The following is a 15,143-nucleotide window of genomic DNA, read 5'->3' on the forward strand; positions in this document are numbered from 1 at the left end:
TTTAAAACTTTTCTAGTAATTCTACACCATTTCTTATAAGAATACTAGATAATAGAAATAGAAAATAGAAGCAAATTTAAATGGCTATTTACAGCAATTCCTACTTTACTTTTTTTCCAAAAATAAGTAATTTCACTCAAATAAAACGCTTACATTTAAGAATAAAGAACCATTGCTAATCTCCTTTGAAGTTTTTACACTATTGTTATATTGGAAAATAATATGTATTCAAGGGGGAAAGTGAATGAGTAATTTGGCCAAAGATGCAAAAAAGCAATCTGACCCATACGATTTCGTACAAATTGCCAATAGCTCTAAATTTAAGCAATTAATGTCCCAAAAGAAAAGATTTCTAATACCTCTAACAGTCTTCTTCTTACTCTTTTATTTTATGTTGCCTATTTTAACTTCTTACACGACTATCTTAAATAAACCTGCAATTGGATCCATCACATGGACATGGGTATATGCGTTTGCACAGTTTATTATGACTTGGGTGCTATGTATGATTTATGTTCGAAAAGCAATAAAATTTGATCATTTAGCTGCTGAAATTGTGGAAGAAACTAAGCTGGAAGGGGCTAAAAATGAATGAATCCAATCGCGTTAATGTTATTCGTCATTATTGTCGTTATTACCCTTATCATTACATATTGGGCAGCAAAAAGAACCAATACGACAAGTGAATTTTACACAGCTGGTGGTGGCTTAACTGGCTGGCAAAATGGGTTGGCCATAGCTGGTGACTATTTATCTGCTGCCTCGTTTCTCGGAATTGCAGGAGCCATCGCATTAACTGGTTTTGATGGATTCTTCTATTCCATCGGATACTTGGTAGCGTATTTAGTTGTTCTTTATATTGTTGCTGAACCACTAAGAAATTTAGGCAAATATACCATTGCCGATATGATAAATGCCCGCTTTGACCAGAAAAAAGTAAGAGGGGTGGCCGCACTAAGTACGATTACCATTGTAATCTTTTACATGATCGCCCAATTAGTTGGAGCCGGTGCGCTTATTCAGCTATTATTAGGTATCGATTATTGGCTAGCTGTTTTAATTGTAGGGATAATGATGACCATTTATGTATTATTCGGTGGTATGACTGCTACAAGCTGGGTACAAATCATTAAAGCCGTCCTCTTAATGCTTGGAACAGTTGTCATCTCCTTCCTTGTCCTTGCAAAATTCAACTTTAATATCCTTACAATGTTTGACGAAATCAAAACACTTACACCATTAGGAGAAAAATATATTAATCCTGGCGTGAAGTATACAAATTCTCTTGATACTATCTCCATGATGGCGGCACTTGTTTTGGGAACTGCAGGTCTTCCTCATATTTTAATGCGTTTCTTTACCGTAAAGGATGCAAAAACAGCTAGAAGCTCTGTTGTAACAGCAACTTGGGTGATTGGTATTTTCTATATCTTAACCATCTTTCTAGGCTTTGGAGCTGCTGCTTTTGTTGGCGCTGCTGATATTATGGAAGCTAATTCAGCTGGGAATATGGCGGCTCCATTATTGGCACATGCGCTTGGTGGTGACTTTCTCATGAGTTTTGTTTCTGCTGTGGCATTTGCGACCATTTTAGCTGTTGTTGCAGGACTTGTTTTATCAGGTGCTTCTGCTTTTGCCCATGATATTTACGGACAAATTATAAAAAAAGGTAAGGTAACAGAAAAACAACAAATGAAAGCTGCACGCTATGCTTCTGTTGCTGTAGCCATTCTTTCTATTATTCTTGCACTATTTGCCCAAAAAATGAATGTAGCCTTTCTTGTATCCCTTGCATTTTGTGTAGCAGCCAGTGCCAATTTACCAGTTATTATTTTTACAATCTACTGGAAAAGATTCAATACAGCTGGTGCTATTACTGGTGTAATAACAGGATTAGTTACTGCGTTAGTATTAGTAGCAATTAGTCCAAGTGTACTAAATCCAGATCCTGGTGTCGCTATTTTAACAGGAACCGCTATATTCCCATTAACAAATCCAGCTATCGTTTCTATTCCTGCCGGTTTCCTTGGAGCATTTATTGGGACTATTCTTTCCACTAAACGAGACGAGAAGAAATATGCAGAAGTGATTGTAAAAGCGAATACAGGAATGAAGTAAGAGATGGAAACTGACTCTATGTAACAATAGTAGAGTCAGTCTCCATGTTTCCCGGGAAATAAAATGACAAAAAGCGCCAAAAACCGATTTATTTTCAGCACCTTTCTTACTCATTTAGTTCCATAATAACCGTCAGTCATTTCCCCTCCACTATGTCTGCAAACTCCTCTAACGTAGTAGAATACTTAATATAAACTCTAGGCAATAAATAGCGTTCATTCTTTATTCCCTTTTCTAAATATAATTCCGGAGTTGTCGTTAATCCAAAAGAATAGTACTTCTTTACTTCATCAATTGTCTTAGAATCAATATTTCCATATGGATAAGAAAGAGCAATAACTTCCTTTCTTGTTATTTTTTCAATTGTTTCTTGCGAATCTTTCAGTTCCTGTTTATACTCTGTCGTTTTCGTTAAATCAGGATGTGTAGCAGTATGAGATTGAACCGAAATTAAACCGGAATCGGCTAACCTTTTTAACTCTGTATTTGATAACCTATTTGCATTTCCGATGAAATCTGAGATAACAAACATCGTTGCAGATGGGATAAAATGATTGTTTTTTATCTTTTTGAAAATGTCATACACCTTTAAATTATTTTTATAGCCGTCATCCAAAGTAATGAAAATAGGTTTTTCCTTTGTATAAATATCCTGCCATTTTTCAAATGTTAACAAACTAAATCCATGATCACGCAAATAGATCATTTGTTTCTCAAAGTTAGTAGGAGTGACATACAATTCTTTTGAACCTTGGCCATGGAATTCATCAATGGAATGATAAACCAAGATAGGAATCTTTCGTTGAGCCGATCCGATCGGTGGGAAAATAATAAATAGTAGGAAAAACACTATGGCGATTTTTTTCATCATATTCCTCTTTTGCTTATATTTTGCTAAATGGAAGCTATCTTGGCTTTCTGTTAATGGTTTAAACAACAAGATTAGTATGGTGAAAGCTCTTTAAACTATACGTTTAAAATTGATTTAATAATTGGCAAAGAACACTTACAATGATTTGTTATTTTTTACCACTCGCTAAATATTTTATAAACAACGAACCTAGGATTTTTTTCTTCATTTTATCCATCCTAATAGTAGGAGGTGTCATGATGTCAAGAGATCAAGTTCATGTTAACGTAGATCCAAATATGGATGGACCACGAGAAGGAGTTATTGCTGACGCTGATGGAGATCAATTAGGGATAAGCAGAGATACAGATTCAGAAACAACTGCATTTCATGTAAAGCAATTAAAAAAAGATCCTGAATTAGCAAAGTTCGATCAAACTTTTAAAGATAAATAATACTGGACAAAGTATCAAGCCGTATACCTTATTAATTTTATGGAGGAAGAAATGAATAGTTATTTGGATACGATGGTCACTAAAGTAAAAGATTCAATTGCCCAAGCTGCTGATTCGGTACGAAGAGGTTTTGTTGCCTTAAGCGGGGACACTTTTATATCTGTATGGGAACTAGCAGAATATATAAAAACACATAAAGAAACGAAAACAGAGAGCAAATATTTATTAGGAAATTATTATTATTTCAGCCATTTGCAAGAAAATGGCGTTCGGTACTATTTAGAAACGAACGGAGATTTTATATTGCAGGTAGATGCAACCACAAAAGATCAAATACTTGTTGCTTATCGCTCATACAAAGACAAACTATCTTTAAATACTCCCGTTAAATTCCCAAAAGTACACTGAAAAAACAAATAAACATTTTAAAAAAATAGCCCTGTAAGACTAAGAATAGCCAAACAGGACTATTTTATTATATTTCCTTTATAAAGGCTTCAACTTCTGCTTCTTTCGTTGCCCATGAAGTGACAAGTCGAATTGCAGAATGATCTTTATCAATTTTTTCCCAAATGTTGAATTGATAATTCTTCTGTAGCATTGTAATCTTTTCGTTAGAAAAAATCGGAAATACCTGATTAGTAGAAGATGGTGTTAAAAAGCGATAGCCTTTCTCTGCCAATGCTCTATTTAGTCTTTCTGCCATCTTATTAGCGTATTCAGCTAATTCGAAGAAGAGATCATCCTTAAATAGCTCATAAAATTGGATTCCCAACAATCTTCCTTTTGCTAGCATTGCTCCTTTTTGCTTAATATGATAACGAAAATCCGCCTTCAAGGAATCATTCTTTATCACTAAAGCTTCTCCCATTAATGCTCCATTTTTCGTACCACCAATGTAAAAAGCATCTAGTAATTTAGGAAAATCACTTAACACCAGATCATTGTCTTTTGCACAAAGAGCAGACCCTAGTCGCGCTCCATCCATATAGAAAATCAAATTGTTTATTTGACAAAATTGACTTAATTGTTCAAGCTCACTCTTTGAATAAATCGTTCCAATTTCAGTCGAATTAGATATGTATACTAACTTTGGCTTTACCATATGTTCATCCGTATGCTCATCAAGTACACTTTGCACTAAACTTGGTGTCAGCTTACCATGTTTTGCATCAACAGTAATAACTTTATGACCTGTTGCTTCAATGGCTCCTGTTTCATGAACAAAAATATGCCCAGTACTTGCGGCAATTGCCGCTTCATGTGGTCTTAAAAAGGCAGATATGGCAATCAGATTTGTTTGCGTTCCTCCAACTAAGAGATGAACATCTACCTCATCACTATTCATTTTAGCTTTCAAAACTTCTGCTGCTTTGTTTGTAAAGGAATCTTGCCCATATCCTATTTCTTGTTGTAAATTGGATTCTACTAATGCTTGTAAAATTCTAGGATGCGCTCCTTCACTGTAATCATTATTAAAACTATACATGGACATTGCCTCCTTATTTTAAAAATATTTTCTCATACAAAGATTCGTGTTGTCAGTAAATATTTTTTACTTCTAATTAAAAAGTACCAAACACCTCTAAATAAATCCTAAGGTGTTTGGCACTTTTTATTCATTATTGTATTTCATCTAACAAAATAATCGCTTCTGATTTGGAATTAACTTTAAGTAATTTTTCTCTAAAGTTCTCATCCATTAATTTACGTGATAACATTTGCAATATTTTCAAATGAGCGTCGCCTGCACTTTGTTCTGGTACAGCAATCATAAAGATTAATTTAGCGTCTGTCCCATCTAAACTATTCCAGTCCACACCACTTCGCTTTATTCCAAAAGCAACCGCAGGACGTTTAACTGCATTCGACTTTCCATGTGGAAGCGCGATGTTCATTCCTAAACCGGTAGAACTTTGTGCCTCTCGCTCTAAAATAGCTTTTTTATATTCTTCCTTGGAGTATAATATACCAGCTTTTTCAAACTTTTGAATGAGCTCATCTATTACCTCATCTTGTGTTTCTCCTAGTAAATCTGTAGAAATTAATTCTTCGCTTACAATGTCTGTTAATTTCGTTATTTCAACCGCTTCGTCTGTCTCTTCTTTTGTTGCTGCAACTTCTCTTTTATCCGTTCCCTTTTTCACCGGAACATCAACAGCCACTTCTTTTTTCAATGCATTGACCATGAAGGCAGTAACTAATACCCCAACGATTGCCGCAATAAAAAACATAACTACATTATCTACTGCACCTAATATGGCTACAATTGGACCACCATGTGCTACTTTATTACCTACATTTCCAATCATGGCAATAACAGAACCAACCATTGAACCAGCCATAATACTAGGAATTACACGTAATGGATCTTGAGCAGCAAATGGAATTGCTCCTTCTGTAATACCAAACAGTCCCATGGTAAATGACGCTTTCCCTGCCTCCCTTTCATTTGGAAGGTACTTCTTCTTGTTTATAAATGTCGCAAGTCCCATTCCAATTGGTGGTATACCGATTGCAACTGCAATTGGTCCCATAATCTCATAGTTACCTTCTGCAATCATTGCTGACCCAAACAAGAATGCAACTTTATTAAATGGACCACCCATATCTACGGCAATCATCGCTCCAAGAATAAGTGCTAATAAAATGGAACTTGCTCCTTGCATGCCTGCTAGCATACTAGTTAATCCTTCAAAAACTTGTGCTACAGGAGCTCCTATAACAAAAATGAATAATAGTCCAACAATAACAGATGATACAATTGGGATAAAAATAATTGGCATGACTGGTTGTATTGCTTTTGGGACTTTAATCTTTTTAATACCTAATGCAATATAACCCGCTAAGAAACCGGCAATAATTCCTCCAATAAACCCTGCACCAGCTTCACTGCCGTAAAAACTACCGTTCGCAGCAATATAACCACCGATCATCCCAGGTACAAGTCCTGGACGGTCTGCTATACTTACGGCAATAAATCCAGCTAAAATTGGTACCATAAACATAAAGGCTGTGCCACCAAGACTTTCAATCTGTTTCCAAATCGAATCTTCTGGTATGACTATTCCCCCTGGTGTTTGTTCCCCGCCAAGTGTAAGGGCAAGTGCGATCAGCAAACCGCCGACAACAATAAATGGAACCATATAAGATACACCATTCATTAAATGCTTATAAATGGGATTTTCTTTTGATTTTCGTTCTCCTTTTATTTCATCAGCTGATTTTAATTCTGCTCGATATACTGGTACATCTCCATTTTGAAGTCTTTTAATTAATTCATGTGGATTGCGAATCCCTTCTTTAACACCAGCAATAATGACTTTTTTACCAATAAAGCGCTCTTTTGGAACTTCTTTATCTGCTGCAATAATAATGCCATCCGCTTCTTTTATATCTTGTTCTGTTAAAGCATTTTCCACACCAATAGAGCCTTGGGTTTCTACTTTAATATCTACACCCAATTCTTCCCCAGCCTTTTGGAGATTTTCTGCTGCCATATATGTGTGAGCAATACCAACTGGACAAGCCGTAATCGCTAAAATCTTCATGATATTCCCTCCTAAAACTTTTCATACGCCTTATGTAATTGCTTACATTTTGATCATAAACCTATGTTCCTATTCTAATAATCTTAATTTTTACCAGACTTGTGGTAAAAAATAATTATTTATAAGAATCTTTTATTGAATATAGTCAAGGACACTTTTGACGTCTGTTAGTTTCGCTATTCTGTTTGAAAACTCAAGATTTTCACTGTAGGATGCGAGTTGCCCAATCACTGCTCGATTTAGGTTTTGATCTTGTTTTGAGATAGCTAACAGAAATATGACAGCAACATATTCATTTCCCCATTGAATTGGTTCTTTTAAAATTGCGACTGCGATCGAAGACTGAATGACCATTTCTGGATCACCATGAGGAATAGCGATATTCCCCCCTATTGCTGTAGCTGACTTTCTTTCTCTATTAAGCGCACTATGAATAAATTCCTTCTCAATCAGCCCTTTTTGGAACAATAGATTCCCTAACATTTCAATTACTTCATATGGATGACCTTTATCAATTTCCAACTGTACTAAGTCACCACGAACTAGTTTTGACAGTTGTTTACTATCTTTACGGTTGCTTTCTTGATTCGCTTCGACTTGTTGGAGAAATTGGTTCAGTTTATCCTTATCTTTTTCTTCTAGTAAGGGAGAAATAACTACATAGGGAACAGGAAGCTCTTTAAGAGAGACAGTAGAAATAATAAAGTCAATATTATTATTTTTTAAAAATTCATCGATAGATTTCTTGCCAATACAAGCCAATATATAAATATCTGCATAATGCTGTTTAATTTTCGCTTCCAACAAGTGGGAAATCCCCACTCCAAGATGGCAGACGATAAGCGAATTTTTCTTTTTTCCGCGATTACCTTCTAATCGCTCAATCGAGGCTTGAAAATGAAGTACTAGGAATGCTGCTTCGTCTTCAGGTACATCTAAATCATACGTGTTTTTAATTTCTTCTAAAGCAAAAATCACCATATTAAACATATAGGGATACATTTTCTTTATGTCTGCTAAAAGAGGGTTACTAACCGGAAAACCATATTTCATGCGGCTGATAACAGAATACATGTGAACAGCCAGCCCTTCCGTAAGAATGGAATCCTTTTCAAAAGAATAAGCAGTTAATTCACTTAACCTTTCCGTTAGGTTATGAATAATACCAAGCAATTGAGCATCTTGAAAAAAAGCATGCTCTTCTAAGTCCCCTACCCTTTTGCCACTAATTAAATGCCAAGTAAAATAGATGCATTCATTCTCTGGAAATTTCATAGAAAAAGAATTTTCCAATTGCTTAAAGAACATGCCTGCCCATTCGTATTCTTTATAATCTTTAACATAGGCTTTATCTTTCTCTATTACCGTAATAGGTGATTTTTGTCGTGTTCGCTTCACAATAATAAGTGCATGTACAACTAAACTATCGAATGTTTCATCCATAAATTGAATTTCAAAGTAATTTTGCATTTTTTGTAAAGCTTGTTTAACGGAAGTAATTTCATATGGTAAAAACAAATCAAGAACATAATTTTTTTCAACAAAAACAGAAGACAATAGCTGCGATAGATGGGCTAAAGCACTTCTTCTCTGAAATTCTGTGCCAAGAAGGATATTTCCCAATCGAGGCTTGGAAATCAGTTCTAATCCATAATCGGCCAACCATTTTTCAATAATTTCCATTTCTTTTTTTATCGTGGTCTTTGGTGCATAATAGCGTTCTGCTAAACTTTGTAAAGTAATTGGATTCTGTGAAACAAGTAATAAATAAGCAATCTCAACTATCCGCTCTTCCATTGCTTTCTGGTTATTGAAAAATAATTGTTGTAGAAGACCAGACCTGTCTTCTCTGTTAATTTCAAGAGTTATGCCTATTCCCGGCTGACGTTTTAGTTTTGCACTGGGGAATTTATTTAATAGTTGTTCTATCTTACCTAAATCATTACGCACGGTTTTTTCTGAACAGGCTAATCGTTCGGAAAGCTCCATTATATTCCAAGTTTCCCCTTCATTTGAAAGTAAAGTTTGAAGTAGAACTTTTTGTCTATCGTTCATTTAAAACACCTACTTTTATTTATCAATAAAAAGTGTAGCTTATTGGATAGACGAATTCAATTTTATTTTTTCTAGAGTATTAGAAATTAAATGGTAGACTTAAAATATTTGTTATCTTTACAAGTTCAACGCTATTCCCTTTTGTTAAAAGGTGGGTTGGAACGAAAATAATCACTAAAAAAAGGACTACTACTAATAACACTTAAGTGGCAGTCCTTTTGCAGTTTATTTTGATATAAACATTTGTGTCCAATAGTTTCCGCTTTGGTAATAACCTACGCCAATTTGTGTAAAGCTTTTGCTTAGTATATTGGCGCGGTGACCACTGGAGTTCATCCAAGCCTGAACAACCGCTTGGGCACTTGTTTGTCCTTGGGCAATATTTTCTCCAGCAGATTTATAACTAATTCCATATGCTTTCATCATATCAAATGGTGATCCGTATGTTGGACTTGTATGACTAAAATATTTTTTTTGCGCCATATCCATTGATTTATCTCTTGCTACGCGCGATAATTCCCAGTTTTCTGTCAATGCAGGAAGGCCATTTTTTTGCCGCTCCACATTGCAAAGTCTAATGACTTCACGTTCTACTGTTTTAATAGAATCGATATTAGGAATCGTTAATTTTTGATTAGGATAAATTAAACTAGGGTTTGAAATGTGCGGGTTTGCAGCAATAATTTCTCGTAAGCCGATTTGATATTTCACCGCTATTTTCCACATGGAATCTCCGCTTTTAACGGTATATGTATCAGCGAATACCATCGTTGGAAGTGTTACTAAACATAAAAATAAACTAACCATTGCCATTATTTTTTTCATATTCTTTCACCTCCTTCAGAATAATAAGTTGTACACAAAATTTCTTTCTTATCCTGCTTTTAGTAATTTTTTTCATTTTTTCTTTGCATATAATGAACTTCATTCAAATAAAGACCTAACTGACGATCAATACCAAAAAAGCAGAAATCAGCTTTTTACAAAAGCTAATTTCTGCTTAATTTTAACCTTATTGTCCAGCATGTTTTTTCCTGCGAATAATAACTAAAAGACTAACTCCAACCATTAAAATAATGATACCAGCTAAAAGATATGTTCCATTATTTGTAGCTGTGTTTGGCAATGAATTTTCGGATTTTTCGCCACCATTTTCCACCTTATCGTCTGTACTACCATCAACTTCTTTATCAGAACCATCAGGCTTTTCATCTGTATCAGCCGGAGTCTCTTGTTCTGGAGTATCTGGATCGATGGAATCATCTGGATTTTCAGGTGTAGTTGGATTAGGTGTGTCCACATCTGGATCTCCTGCTGTATCCTCTTTCTCTGTTTTAATAACAACAGTAGTTAGTGGATCAAGTGTGATTTTGTCTGCTGTTAGTGTAAAACCACTTTTCTCTGTAACAGCGTCCTTTCCAGCTTCATCGTTATCAACTACTATTTTAAAGTCTGTTAAATCTTCACTTAAGGATAACTCTCTTGATTTTGTATCGCCATTCATAAATACATAGTAACTGCCTGTATTATCTGTTGACTCATTTTTATAGGCGATCACAAGGTCCTCTTCCTCTATTTCTTTTGCTTCAACCATGGTTACATTGGAATCCACTAGGCTTTTTTCACCTAATCGAAATGCATTGGATGATTTTCTTAATTCAATCAATCCCTTTGTAAACTCCATCGTTTCATTATTAACAGCGTATTCTTCTTTATTGGTTGCTTTTGACCAATCAAACATATTAATTGCATCAGATGAATCGTATGAATCATGAACAAAATAACCAAACACCTTGCCATTCTCATCTGTAAAGGCATCGTATTTTTGCTCTGGAACACCTTCCCCTAACCATTGCTTTGTTCTGCCATATTCTTGTCCAGCATGTAAAAACGCTGTTCCTTGTGAAGTCAGAATTAACGAATTACCAAGACGAATACGTTTATGAATTTCCAAATCATTTTCCGGAACTGCTGGATCTTTTTTCAATGCTTTTGCAATAATATCGTATAACGGCAAATTATCATGTGCTTCAATATATTGCACCATGTCTCCTGGATCATCCGCCGGTGTATTAGATGGTTGTGCTTTTATATTATTAAATATCGTTTGAATATCACGAGCTCCACCAGTAATAAAGCGTGGCTCTCCTTCTGATCCAAATCCAGATTTCAGTTCATTTCTTATTTCATCAGAGAATACGCCAACATCATCAGTCTTATTCATCCAGTCTTGATCCGCACCTTTTCCTGCTAAAGACGGATCTGCTAAATGTCCAGAGAATGTTCTCCAGCCTTCTCCAATAAAGAGTGCATCTGGATTGATGGCTGCAGCTTCATCATAAGCCTTTTGGACAGCTTCATATGTTGCATCCCCCATCATATCCCATCTCATTCCATCAATTTTAAATTCGCGGAACCAATATTTAACTGAATCAACCATTAATTTTTCAGCCATTTTATGATTTGTTGCTAAGTTATTTCCAAACCAGCCGACAAATTTACCATTGCTATCTTGGAAAAAATAATAGTCTGGAACAATATCATTTAAAAGACTTGCATTGGACATATGTGTATATACAACATCTAATACTACTCCCATTCCAGCATCGTGAATAGCATTAATAAGTTCCTTTAATTCTTTAATACGAAGCTCAGGATCTTTTGGATTCTCCGAATAAGCACCATCTGGAGAGAAATAGTTATGAGGATCATAGCCCCAATTATATTCATTTCCTGCTGCTGAATACTCTAATTCTCTTTCTCCCATTTTTGTTTCATCGCCCCAATACCAAGCATTAACTGGTAAAAGCTGAATATGTGTAACACCTAATGACTTAATATAGTCCAGCTTATCCATAAATGCTTTATAAGTTCCCCAGCGACCATTTAATTCCGTTTGAATTGTCGGGTCGGAAGTAAAGTCACGAATATGAGCTTCCCATATAATGGCATCTTCACGTTTTTCATATCCAGCAATGTTCGCACCATTAAAGTTCGCTGGATTTGTTTGACTTAGATCCACAATTGCTGCCTTACCAACTGTATCACCATCGCTGCCAACTTTTCCCTCTGTGTTCACAGTAAAAGCAGCCATTGATTTAGCATAAGGATCTAAAACTTTTGATATTTTCCCGTCATTTGTTACTTCATATTGGTAGTAATATCCTCTTACATTGTTGACCCCCAGCTCTTTTGCCTCTGCTTCCACACTCCAAACACCTTTGTCACCTTGTACTAAATCTAAACTACCAATTTTCTTAGCAGCATCATTTTTATCATAAAAAATTGCAGTAACTTTTGTTGCCTTTGGCGCCCATAATTTTAACGTTGCGTCCCCATTATGATAAGTAGCCCCTAAATCGTCGCCCTCATAGAAATAATTTTCATCTAACATTTTCCATCCAGATTTAACTGTTACTGATCTTCCTTGATAAGAGATCGTAAAAGGTCCTTGTTCCGCATCAAAAACACCTTTTATTTCCACTGTTGTTTCATTGGCAATTTTCACTTCATTAAAATCAATTGCTTCTTGATTTTTGTCAACAATAGTTAATCCTTTTACTAACTCTTCTTCTGCAAGACCTTTTGTACTGGAAAAAGTTAATTGGATTGTTGTGTCAGACAATAATTCGCCAGATACTAAATCAGTTGGCGATTCCCAGTATGGTGAAATATAAACTTGATCATCTTCATTCTTAATCCATAAATGATCGTATTCCTCCAATAATGCGAACCCTTTATCCCCGCCAATTTTTTCTCCATTTTCACGGTTTACAATAAGAAAGCCAATCTTCTTTGCATCTTCTTTCACTTTTACATCGACATAAGCACCATAGCGATCACTTTTTTCTAATGCTACGGCATCAAGCGGCCAATTTGCAGAAGGAGACTCTACATCTTCCCACAGCCACAGCCCTAACTTTTCATAGTTTTGATCTTCTCTTTGATAATGAATTCTGATTGTGTTCTCAGGTAAAGCTACTGGCTCAAATAGATGGACCGTATCCGCTCCTTCCTTTATCCATATTTCATTCAACGACGGATTGCTTATGGTAACTGCCTTATCTCCGCCCTCTTTCTCTCCATTTGTTCTGTTTACTACTAGAAATCTAACCTTCCTAGCATCTTCTTTCAATGGAATATCAATATATGTACCATACTCATCTTGTTGTTCTTTTTCAAAAGCCACAGCTCCTTGTGGCCAATTAGCAGTTGGAGATTCTACATCTTCCCACAGCCATAATCCTAGATCTTGATAGTTATTATCCTTGTTTTGATAGTGTATTCTTAATGTGTGTTCAGGTATGTCTTTGCCATCTGCATTCTCTGCTTTTACACTCGGTTGATCGAACGCAAATCCTCTTGTGGTCAACACAAGAACAAATACAGTTAGAATAATGAGCAATTTCCTTAACCATTGGTTCATTCCCTTTCCTCCTATTCAAAAATATAAGCAACCTGTTCATTTTAAAATTTATATTCCTACAATGGTTGCTTGCGTAATAAAATATTTACCTATAAAATAAGCCACTAACAAAAGTAAACGCTTTCTTTCTATGTGCGATTATAAATATAGTAGATTAAGAGTGTCAATGATCCTTTTAATTGTTCACGGTAACAGAATTTCCAGCTAGAAACATACAGGCATTCAGACTTATAAAATATACCACTAGTGTTGCATTAATTTATTTTTACTATTAAAAATACTCAAAATGTTCAATTTTATTATTTTATGCAAAGAAAAAGTCCTTTATAATGGATAAGTCAGGTGGTAACCCGTCCAAATCCACTAAAAAAGGACCAACTCATGGACAAGATTACACGAAAAACTTCATTTGGACAATGGTTTTCACCAATAAATCTTCAACTTTTTGAAGAAACCGTGAAAACGTTGAAATTAGATTACTATACGAAAAAACTAAAAACAGACTCATTTCTAAAATTACTCCTTTTTGCACAGCTACAAGAAGTCGAAAGTTTGCATGAGCTAAGCGATTGTCTTTTCGACGACCAACTACAAAAAGGCATTGATCTTGATTCAATCAGTATTTCTCAGCTCTCACGCCGATTAAACGGTATAAATCCAGATTTATTTCAAAGGCTTTTCCTTGATTTAGTCGCACAAATTCATGCAAAAACACATTATACAAAGCTTATTATGCCGTTAAAAATCATTGATTCAAGCACATTGCCACTTAATTTGACCAATCATAAATGGGCAAAGTTCCGCAAAACAAAAGCGGGTGTCAAGTTGCATTTGAGACTTGTGTTTATGGAAAAAGGGAGTTCCTATCCTGAAAAGGCTGTTTTAACAACGGCAAAAGAACATGATCGTGGTCAGCTTGAAATCATGGTTGATGATAAAGAATGCATGTATGTGTTTGACCGTGGCTACCTAGATTACGAGCGCTTTGACCGAATGACAGATGATGGTTACTTTTTTCTTTCAAGGCTACGGAAAAACGCAGTCATACGGGAAGTTTATAATTTTAAACTACCCGAGAATTCAGCTGTTTTGTCAGATCAAATGGTGTTGATTGGTACGACTCAAAACCGTGCTGAAAATTACTTTCGTCTTCTAAAAGTGATGGATTCAAAAGGAAATGAACTGCATTTAATTACCAATCGTTTTGATTTGAGTGCCGAAGAAATTTCAGAGATGTACAAATCACGGTGGGCAATTGAGTTGTTCTTTAAATGGATCAAACAGCATCTCAGCATCAAAAAGTTCTACGGTCAAAGTGAATGGGCGATTCAAAACCAAGTGTTTATCGCACTGATTGTTTTTTGCCTACATGTTCTCGTACAACTTGAAACAAGAAGTAAGCGAAAAACCTTACAAATTAGCCGTTATTTAAGGGCTGCATTGTGGAAACCAGCCCATATCTGGCTTCGAAAGATTGAAGGGAAAGCCATCCCTTAATAAGCAAATTGTTGTTGTCGCACAAGTCTAATTGTAAAAAAAACCCAAATGGATGGAGCCACCTTTGAATAGGTATTTACCTTTTTGGCTCTAAACAAGGAGGATAATCAGACTGAAAATTGCGACAATATTTATGCAACACTAGTGAAAATATACATAAAAAGGAAGACTTAGATAGGGATTAAATCTAA

11 protein-coding genes are annotated in these 15,143 nt (G+C 35.4%); 5 read left to right on the forward strand and 6 right to left on the reverse strand.

The genetic code is table 11. From position 1 onward, the window contains the following. Positions 1–244: 244 nt before the first annotated feature. Complete coding sequence (locus NST60_RS03940) at positions 245–595, forward strand: DUF485 domain-containing protein (RefSeq protein ID WP_016204478.1); 351 nt, start codon at positions 245–247, stop codon at positions 593–595. Next, on the forward strand, positions 592–2,118 hold the full coding sequence (locus NST60_RS03945; protein ID WP_341098216.1) for a solute symporter family protein: 1,527 nt from the start codon (positions 592–594) through the stop codon (positions 2,116–2,118). Before NST60_RS03940 ends, NST60_RS03945 begins: the two co-directional genes overlap by 4 nt. Positions 2,119–2,254: 136 nt before the next feature. On the opposite strand, the gene NST60_RS03950 is transcribed toward NST60_RS03945, so the two are convergent. Further along, positions 2,255–2,986, reverse strand: a complete 732-nt coding sequence (locus NST60_RS03950; RefSeq protein WP_101730252.1) for a polysaccharide deacetylase family protein — start codon at positions 2,984–2,986, stop codon at positions 2,255–2,257. 239 nt (positions 2,987–3,225) lie between these two features. Here NST60_RS03950 and NST60_RS03955 point away from each other — a divergent pair, with 239 nt between their 5' ends. Continuing rightward, positions 3,226–3,423 (forward strand): hypothetical protein, encoded by a 198-nt coding sequence (locus tag NST60_RS03955; RefSeq protein WP_169188189.1) that lies wholly within the window; start codon positions 3,226–3,228, stop codon positions 3,421–3,423. Between the two features lie 51 nt (positions 3,424–3,474). Beyond that, positions 3,475–3,831, forward strand: coding sequence for a hypothetical protein (locus NST60_RS03960; RefSeq protein ID WP_169188188.1), 357 nt, complete (start codon positions 3,475–3,477; stop codon positions 3,829–3,831). A 67-nt stretch (positions 3,832–3,898) separates the two neighbouring features. Here the strand turns inward: NST60_RS03960 and NST60_RS03965 are convergent, their stop codons facing one another. From NST60_RS03965 to NST60_RS03985, 5 genes are all read right to left on the reverse strand, one after another. Next, positions 3,899–4,912 (reverse strand): threonine aldolase family protein, encoded by a 1,014-nt coding sequence (locus NST60_RS03965; protein ID WP_169188187.1) that lies wholly within the window; start codon positions 4,910–4,912, stop codon positions 3,899–3,901. A 133-nt stretch (positions 4,913–5,045) separates the two neighbouring features. Then, the gene (locus NST60_RS03970; protein WP_169188186.1) at positions 5,046–6,974 is read right to left on the reverse strand and encodes a PTS fructose transporter subunit IIABC; all 1,929 of its coding nucleotides are present in this window, start codon (positions 6,972–6,974) and stop codon (positions 5,046–5,048) included. Between the two features lie 132 nt (positions 6,975–7,106). Beyond that, positions 7,107–9,029: a BglG family transcription antiterminator gene (locus NST60_RS03975; protein ID WP_254414824.1), complete on the reverse strand. Its 1,923-nt coding sequence runs from the start codon at positions 9,027–9,029 to the stop codon at positions 7,107–7,109. 225 nt (positions 9,030–9,254) lie between these two features. Then, positions 9,255–9,854 carry a SafA/ExsA family spore coat assembly protein gene (gene safA / locus NST60_RS03980; protein WP_016204493.1) on the reverse strand — a complete coding sequence of 200 codons (600 nt, stop codon included), beginning with the start codon at positions 9,852–9,854 and terminating at the stop codon, positions 9,255–9,257. A gap of 187 nt (positions 9,855–10,041) precedes the next feature. Then, positions 10,042–13,455: a pullulanase gene (locus NST60_RS03985; RefSeq protein WP_341098218.1), complete on the reverse strand. Its 3,414-nt coding sequence runs from the start codon at positions 13,453–13,455 to the stop codon at positions 10,042–10,044. Positions 13,456–13,836: 381 nt separating this feature from the next. Here NST60_RS03985 and NST60_RS03990 point away from each other — a divergent pair, with 381 nt between their 5' ends. Further along, entirely contained in the window at positions 13,837–14,952 is a 1,116-nt protein-coding gene (locus NST60_RS03990; protein WP_016201461.1) for an IS4 family transposase, read from the forward strand. Positions 14,953–15,143: the final 191 nt, after the last annotated feature.

Origin of the sequence: Niallia sp. FSL W8-1348, from assembly GCF_038006745.1 — a bacterium.
Taxonomy (GTDB): Bacteria; Bacillota; Bacilli; order Bacillales; family Cytobacillaceae; genus Niallia; species Niallia alba.

Coding starts and splice junctions, on each gene's coding strand:
- NST60_RS03940 (WP_016204478.1), top strand. CDS start 245: ATGAGTAATTTGGCCAAAGATGCAAAAAAGCAATCTGACCCATACGAT.
- NST60_RS03945 (WP_341098216.1), top strand. CDS start 592: ATGAATCCAATCGCGTTAATGTTATTCGTCATTATTGTCGTTATTACC.
- NST60_RS03950 (WP_101730252.1), bottom strand. CDS start 2,986: ATGAAAAAAATCGCCATAGTGTTTTTCCTACTATTTATTATTTTCCCA.
- NST60_RS03955 (WP_169188189.1), top strand. CDS start 3,226: ATGATGTCAAGAGATCAAGTTCATGTTAACGTAGATCCAAATATGGAT.
- NST60_RS03960 (WP_169188188.1), top strand. CDS start 3,475: ATGAATAGTTATTTGGATACGATGGTCACTAAAGTAAAAGATTCAATT.
- NST60_RS03965 (WP_169188187.1), bottom strand. CDS start 4,912: ATGTATAGTTTTAATAATGATTACAGTGAAGGAGCGCATCCTAGAATT.
- NST60_RS03970 (WP_169188186.1), bottom strand. CDS start 6,974: ATGAAGATTTTAGCGATTACGGCTTGTCCAGTTGGTATTGCTCACACA.
- NST60_RS03975 (WP_254414824.1), bottom strand. CDS start 9,029: ATGAACGATAGACAAAAAGTTCTACTTCAAACTTTACTTTCAAATGAA.
- safA (WP_016204493.1), bottom strand. CDS start 9,854: ATGAAAAAAATAATGGCAATGGTTAGTTTATTTTTATGTTTAGTAACA.
- NST60_RS03985 (WP_341098218.1), bottom strand. CDS start 13,455: ATGAACCAATGGTTAAGGAAATTGCTCATTATTCTAACTGTATTTGTT.
- NST60_RS03990 (WP_016201461.1), top strand. CDS start 13,837: ATGGACAAGATTACACGAAAAACTTCATTTGGACAATGGTTTTCACCA.